Origin of the sequence: Methylibium sp. (assembly GCF_013817345.1) — a bacterium.
GTDB lineage: Bacteria > Pseudomonadota > Gammaproteobacteria > Burkholderiales > Burkholderiaceae_C > Methylibium.
The window spans coordinates 1-4,098 of the sequence record NZ_JACDCW010000182.1 but is presented as its reverse complement, the minus strand read 5'-3'; the positions used below and the strand labels follow the sequence as shown (position 1 = coordinate 4,098).

The following is a 4,098-nucleotide window of genomic DNA, read 5'->3' as shown; positions in this document are numbered from 1 at the left end:
TCGCCGACGCATGAAGCGTGTGCAAACGACGCCGAGACCCGGCCGGCGAGGCGGACAATGCGGCTATCACCCCCGGGAGCCTTGGATGATCGTTCGCATTGATATCGAGCCGGTCGAAGCTTCGACCTACGAGTACAGGGTGAGCCAGCAAGGCGAGGGGCTATACGCCGACGTCGGCTTTTCTTCGGCCATGCTGGCGCTGGTCGCCGCTTTCGAGGGCTTGGCGCCCGACGTGGTGGCGCTGGAGGTGGCCTACCGCGGGATCGTCTCCGGCACCTACCCGCTCATCGTGGTGGCGCGCAAGCCCGAGCAGATCGCCGACCATGCGGTCATGACCACCACCACCATCGAGGCGCTGCTGGCCGCCGTCGTCTGAGGGCGCGGCGCGGGAGGCGCCGGCGTGCGCCACCGAACGGTCGCACACCCGTGCCGGCCGCAGCATGGGTTCGTCGGCGAAGTTCGCCGCACGAGGAATACCGCCATGCAGCACGACGCGCACATCGAACCCTCCCGCCACACGACCCGGCAAGTCGACGAGAAGCTCGACACGGTCGAAGACAAGGTGACCGACAAGCCGGGTGCCGGCTCGCCCGCCATCAAGCCCAACAAGGACCTCGCCGACGACGGCAAGCCCGACGTCGACACGCCCGAAAATCCCCGGATTTGAACGTGCGGCACGCACGGCGCATGCCGCGCTGCACGCTTTTTGCGAGGAACCTTCGATGAAGCGACGCCACCCTGTCTTCGCTGCGAGCGTAGCCGCGGGGGTGCTCTTCGCCTTCGCCAGCATCTCGACCTTCACCGGCTTGAGTTTGTCGGGCACCGCGCATGCGCAGATGGGCACGCCGGCGCCGTCCGGCCCGTCCGCCGTCCAACCCCCCGTCAGGCCGGTTCCGCCGACGCAGACGGTGCGCCCGCTGGACCCGGTGCCGAGCGTCAGGCCTGCGCCGGTGCTGCCCGGCCAGCCGCCCACGCAGACGGGACCGGTGGCTCCTCAACAGCGCGGCACGCCGCAGATCACGATCCCCCTGAACCGCCCGGCCGCGCCGGTGCCCGCCGTACCTGCACCTCCGCCTGTGCAGCGCTCCGCCGACGAGCCACGCGCCGAGACGCTGACGCGTTGCAATGCGCTGGCCGGTGCGCAGGCCCAGAGCGAATGCCGCCGACGTGCCGGCGTGCAGTACAGAGCCCAGTGAAGCGCGCACGCGCCGTGCTGCGCTGCGGCTCGCGTCATCTCTGCTCCGGCCGCTTCGGCCGCCAGCCTCGAAACACGCCGCCGAACTTCAGCGATCGGTATCGACCGGCGCAGCTTGCGCCAGATGCCGGACTGCGCCGTGCAGCGCCGGGTGGGGCGCAATGACGATGCCGGTCGCGATGGTTGCGAGGTAGGACTCGAACCGGCCTTTGGCCTCGAAGCGCTCCCGAAAGCGCGACCGCGCCAGATAGGTGCCGAGCTTTTGCGCGACGCCCCCGGCCACGAACAGACCCCCTCGCGCACCCAGGGTGAGCGCCACGTTGCCGGCAAAGCCGCCCAGCATGGCGCAAAAGCTGTCGAGGGTCGCGAGGCAATCCTTGTCGCCTTCGTCGAATGCGCGCCGCGTGATGTCGGCGGGCTCGAGGTCTTCGTCGCAGGGCGTGCCGCGCACGATGCACACCGCGCGGTGCAGCAGCGGCAGGCCGCTGCCCGAGAGCATGCGTTCGGCTGAAACGTGCGGGTGGTCGATGCGAATGACGCGCAGCAACTGGCCTTCGAAATCATCGGCCGCGGCGGCCGTGACGTGGCCGCCCTCGGCCGCCAGCGCGATCCAGTCGCGTCCCGCCGGCACGCAGCCGGCGACGCCCAGGCCGGTGCCGGGGCCGATCACGGCCATCGGCAGCGAACGGTCGGGGCGTGCCGCGGTCATCCACTGCACGGCAGTCTCGTCCGGTGCGGCAGCCAGTTGCGGCAGCGCCAGGGCCAGGGCCTCGAAGTCGTTGAGCAACAGCACCTCGTCGGCGCCGAGCGCGCGCGCCATGTCGGCGCGCGACACGCACCAGTCGCTGTTGGTCATGCACACGCTGTCGCCATCGATCGGCGTGGCCAGGGCGAGCGCCACGCGCCGTGGCGCGGGGGCGGGCGCGCCCGGCGCGGCGACCTGCGACAGGTAGGCCAGCGCGGCGGTCTGCGGCGATGCGAAGTCGCGGCACTTGAAGGAGCGCATGTCGGTCGGTATGCCGTCCTCGCCGCGCACCAGCGCGAAACGCGCATGCGTGCCGCCGATGTCGGCCACGAGCCAGGGGTATTGCGGTGAGGCGCTTGTCATCTCAGTGCTCGGCTGGGCGTTGTTCGTCGGCACGATGCGGGCGATCGCCGAACCCTGCGCAGTTGATGAAGAAAGGTCATCTCAACGACACCAGAAGAAATCGACCGGCTGGCTCGCGTGCTCGGCCAGCGCCCGCAGCGGCGAGGGCAGCGGCCAGTCGCCGCGCGCAGCGCGCTCGAAGGCGTCGCGCTTCTCGACGCCTTGCGCGGCAATGACGATGCGGCGGCTATCGAGCAGCGCGGCGAGCGTCAGCGACACGCGCGGCAGCGCCGGCCTCATGCCGGGCGGCGGGGTCATCGTGCAGGCCAGCGCGTTCGAATGTGGATCGAACGCGGCTTCGACGCCGAGCGCGCCAGGAAAGAGCGAGGCCAGGTGGCTGTCGTTGCCCAGGCCGAGCAGCACCAGATCGAAAGGCCGCGGCAGCTTCTCCAGGCGTTGCGTGGCGCCGGCCACGCTGGCCTGTGCGTTGTCTTCGCCGCAATAGAGCGGCGTGAAGTGCGCGGCAGCGGCGCGGTCCTGCAACAGCAGCTCGCGCACCAGACGTTCGTTGCTCTCGGGATGGTCGGCGGGAACCTGGCGCTCGTCGGACAGCGTGATGTGCACGCGCGACCACGGCAGGTCGAGTGCGGCGATGAGCGGGTAGTACAGGCGCGGCGAGCTGCCGCCGGTGACGACCAGCGAGGCAGTGCCGCGTTCGCGCACTGCCGTCGTCACGGCCTCGCTCACGGCCGCCGTGACCGCCTGCGCGAAAGCCTCTGGCGAATCGAGAACCCGCAGGGCGATCGTGCCCGGTAGCGGTGCGTCGTTGCGGTCTTCCATGTCCAGACGTCCTCCTTCGTTCGACTCAGTCTTCTTCGTGCCACGCACAGCCGAAGCGCCCGACCAGCGCGCTCGACGCGGCCGGCCCCCAGGTGCCCGAGGTGTAGCCCTTCGGGGCTTCGCCGCTGCGGTCCCAGCCCTCGCGGATGGGTTCGATCCAGGCCCAGGCCGCTTCGAGTTCGTCGCGTCGCACGAACAGCGCGAGGCGCCCGCGCACCACGTCCATCAGCAGGCGTTCATAGGCATCGAGCCGGCGCGCCTCGCGCGTGTCGCGCAGCGCCAGGTTCAGCAGCTTGGGCGACAGCCGCATGCTGTCGCCCGGGGTCTTGGTGTTGATCTCCAGCCCCAGGCCGTCGTCGGGCTGCAGGCGAATGATCAGCTGGTTGTGGGGCGTGCCGCTGGCCGATTCGAAGATGGAATGCGGCACCGGCCGGAAGTTGATGACGATCTCGGCCAGCCGCTCCTGCATGCGCTTGCCGGTGCGCAGGTAGAAAGGCACGCCGGCCCAGCGCCAGTTGTCGATCTCGGCCTTGAGCGCGACGAAGGTCTCGGTCTGGCTGGTCGGTGAGATGCCGTCTTCCTTGAGGTAGCCGGTCACCGGCGCGCCTTCGATGGCGCCGGAGCGGTACTGACCGCGCACGGTCTTGTGGGGCAGATCGCCTTCCAGGTAGGGCCGCAGCGAGCGCAGAACCTGCAGCTTGGCGTCGCGCACCGAATCTGCATTGATCGAAGCGGGCGGCTCCATCGCCACGATGCACAGGCACTGCAGCACGTGGTTCTGCACCATGTCGCGCAGCGCGCCGGTGTTGTCGTAGAACTCGCCGCGCGTGCCCACGCCGAGCTCCTCGGCGATGGTGATCTGCACGTCGTGGATGTAGGAGCGCGACCACAGCGGCTCGAGCAGCGTGTTGCCGAAGCGCAGCGCCATGAGGTTTTGCACCATCTCCTTGCCGAGGTAGTGATCGATGCGGTAGGT

General features: G+C 69.8%; 6 protein-coding genes. 3 read left to right on the top strand and 3 right to left on the bottom strand.

Annotated features, from left to right (window positions below):
* Positions 1-85: 85 nt before the first annotated feature.
* The 3 genes from H0W40_RS19575 to H0W40_RS19565 all read left to right on the top strand — a co-directional run bounded on the left by H0W40_RS19575 (position 86) and on the right by H0W40_RS19565 (position 1,196).
* Positions 86-376 carry a hypothetical protein gene (locus tag H0W40_RS19575; protein ID WP_292449559.1) on the top strand — a complete coding sequence of 97 codons (291 nt, stop codon included), beginning with the start codon at positions 86-88 and terminating at the stop codon, positions 374-376.
* A gap of 105 nt (positions 377-481) precedes the next feature.
* On the top strand, positions 482-667 hold the full coding sequence (locus H0W40_RS19570) for a hypothetical protein (RefSeq protein ID WP_292449557.1): 186 nt from the start codon (positions 482-484) through the stop codon (positions 665-667).
* A 55-nt stretch (positions 668-722) separates the two neighbouring features.
* Positions 723-1,196 carry a hypothetical protein gene (locus tag H0W40_RS19565; protein WP_292449555.1) on the top strand — a complete coding sequence of 158 codons (474 nt, stop codon included), beginning with the start codon at positions 723-725 and terminating at the stop codon, positions 1,194-1,196.
* An 87-nt stretch (positions 1,197-1,283) separates the two neighbouring features.
* On the opposite strand, the gene glk is transcribed toward H0W40_RS19565, so the two are convergent.
* The 3 genes from glk to zwf form a co-directional block, all read right to left on the bottom strand.
* Entirely contained in the window at positions 1,284-2,303 is a 1,020-nt protein-coding gene (gene glk, locus H0W40_RS19560; protein ID WP_292449553.1) for a glucokinase, read from the bottom strand.
* A gap of 81 nt (positions 2,304-2,384) precedes the next feature.
* Positions 2,385-3,122, bottom strand: coding sequence for a 6-phosphogluconolactonase (pgl, locus tag H0W40_RS19555; RefSeq protein WP_292449551.1), 738 nt, complete (start codon positions 3,120-3,122; stop codon positions 2,385-2,387).
* A 25-nt stretch (positions 3,123-3,147) separates the two neighbouring features.
* Positions 3,148-4,098, bottom strand: a 951-nt coding sequence (zwf, locus tag H0W40_RS19550) for a glucose-6-phosphate dehydrogenase (RefSeq protein ID WP_292449549.1), incomplete at its 5' end; no start/stop codon positions are given.

Excerpts from the sequence above, each read along its gene's own strand:
- H0W40_RS19575 (WP_292449559.1), top strand. The coding sequence starts at position 86 with ATGATCGTTCGCATTGATATCGAGCCGGTCGAAGCTTCGACCTACGAG.
- H0W40_RS19570 (WP_292449557.1), top strand. The coding sequence starts at position 482 with ATGCAGCACGACGCGCACATCGAACCCTCCCGCCACACGACCCGGCAA.
- H0W40_RS19565 (WP_292449555.1), top strand. The coding sequence starts at position 723 with ATGAAGCGACGCCACCCTGTCTTCGCTGCGAGCGTAGCCGCGGGGGTG.
- glk (WP_292449553.1), bottom strand. The coding sequence starts at position 2,303 with ATGACAAGCGCCTCACCGCAATACCCCTGGCTCGTGGCCGACATCGGC.
- pgl (WP_292449551.1), bottom strand. The coding sequence starts at position 3,122 with ATGGAAGACCGCAACGACGCACCGCTACCGGGCACGATCGCCCTGCGG.